Source organism: Streptomyces sp. NPDC008121 (assembly GCF_042957155.1).
Classification (GTDB): Bacteria; Actinomycetota; Actinomycetes; order Streptomycetales; family Streptomycetaceae; genus Streptomyces.
The window spans coordinates 1-1847 of record NZ_JBIBHT010000054.1 but is presented as its reverse complement, the minus strand read 5'-3'; the positions used below and the strand labels follow the sequence as shown (position 1 = coordinate 1847).

Genomic DNA, 1847 nt, shown 5'->3' with positions numbered 1-1847 from the left:
GGCAGTCACCTTCGACTACGGCACCGAAAACCAGGTCACCGTCACCTCACCGGTCCGCAGCGACGGCCAGCGGCCGCAGATCGTGCTGCACCTGGCTGAGGGACGGCTGGACTCCGTCACCTACCCGGAGAACCAGACCATCCGTCTGGCGTGGGACTACACCCCCGACGGCCAGCCGGGGCGGCTGCTGACCCGGGTGGAATCTCCTGTGGGTGCGGTGACTAGGGTCAGCTATGACCGGCCGCACGGGTTTCCCATGGTGTCTTCGCTGAAGGTCACCGACCGGGAGGGGAAGAACCTCTCGCCGGAGCGCACCTTCCGTCTGGGAGCGGAGGGGGAGTTTGCGGGGCATGATTTCACCGGCCGCGGCCAGTATGAGAGCGCGGATGCTTTGTTCGACAGTGCGGATGCGGACTACCGGTATGTGACGGAGCTGTCCGACGGCCGTTCCACCGTCCGGTCGGTCTACAACAGCCTGCATCTGCTGAAGGAACGCACCGCCACCCTGGACGTGAAGGGTGAGCCGGTGCCGGTGCGGACCCAGAGCCTCGTCTATGAGGGGGAACGCGACGGGGGGCAGGCACCGCCGCCGGCTTCGGGTCTGCCGGCGAACTACGGCAAACCCGTCCGGGCGAGGGTCACTGTTCATGACCCTTTCACCGGGAAGAGCCGCACCACGACGGAGACGGCCCGGTTCGATGAGCACGGCCGTGAGGTGGAGCGCACGGATGTGACGGGGGCGAAGACGGTCACCGCATATGACCCCACCGTCCTGGACACACCGCAGGACGGCAACGGGCAGGCGGGCGGAGACGGTGGGGGCCCGGACAGCCCGCCTGCGGGTTTCGGGCTGCCGCTGCGCACGGTGGTCACCGGCGCGGACGGCGCCGAGAAGGTCACCGAGTACACGCTTTCCGGAGACCGCAGGAGTATCGCGGCGGTGAAGGAGTCGGTGAAGAACGCCGGCGAGGAGAAAGCCTCGGCGCGGACGGTGACCCGGTTCCAGGTGGACGGGCAGGGCGAGGTCACGGGCAAGACGGTGACGTGGGCGGAGGGGGCGAAGCCCGGCGGGGTGCAGGGTCCGGAGGAGGTCACCGAAACCTACGCCACCACCGCCGACACCGGAAAGCACACCCGGACCCTCACGGTGAAGACGGCGGCCGGGACCAGCAGTGAGGTGACCGACCTGGTCACCGGGCAGACGGTGAAGGCCACTGCTACCGACGGCCGCACGGTGGAGACGGCCTTCGATGACGCGGGCCGTGAGGTGTCCCGGAAGGTGCCGGGCGGCCCACAGGGTGAAGGCCTGCTCACCACGGTCTCCTACACCCCCACCGCGACCACGGTCAGCACACCCGGCCAGGACGGCACGCCGCATGTCACGGTGGAGGAACGCGACCTGCTGGGGCGGACGGTGAAGCAGACCGACAATGTGCGCGACGGGGAGCTGACCGGTGACCCGGCCGCCCGCACCCTGCAGGCCGTGCAGTTCGAGGACGAGGGCCGCACCGCGAAGGTCACCGACCAGGCCGGGCGGACCACTCTCACCACCAGTGATGACCTGGGGCGGCCGGTGAAGACGGTGGCGCCGAACGGGATGACCCGGCTCACCGTCTACGCCGATGCTGCCACCGCCGCCACGTCGGCGGTCACGACGCTGACGCTGCCCGCCGGGGAAACCGACCCCGCCAAAGCCATCGCGGTCAGTACGGAAACCCGCGACAGCATGGAGCGGCCCGTGGCGGCCGGGTCGTCGTTTGCTGACGGCACGCCCCAGTCCGGGAGTTCGCAGTCCTATGACGGCCTTGGCCGTGTCGCTGAGTCGGTGTCGCAGGATGTGGCGGTCA

The 1847-nt window shown here is 69.4% G+C and carries 1 protein-coding gene; it reads left to right on the top strand.

What is annotated here, in order from left to right; translation table 11 throughout:
* A partial coding sequence (locus ACFZBD_RS35150; protein ID WP_391147793.1) for a hypothetical protein occupies positions 1–1847 on the top strand: 1847 nt, incomplete at both ends.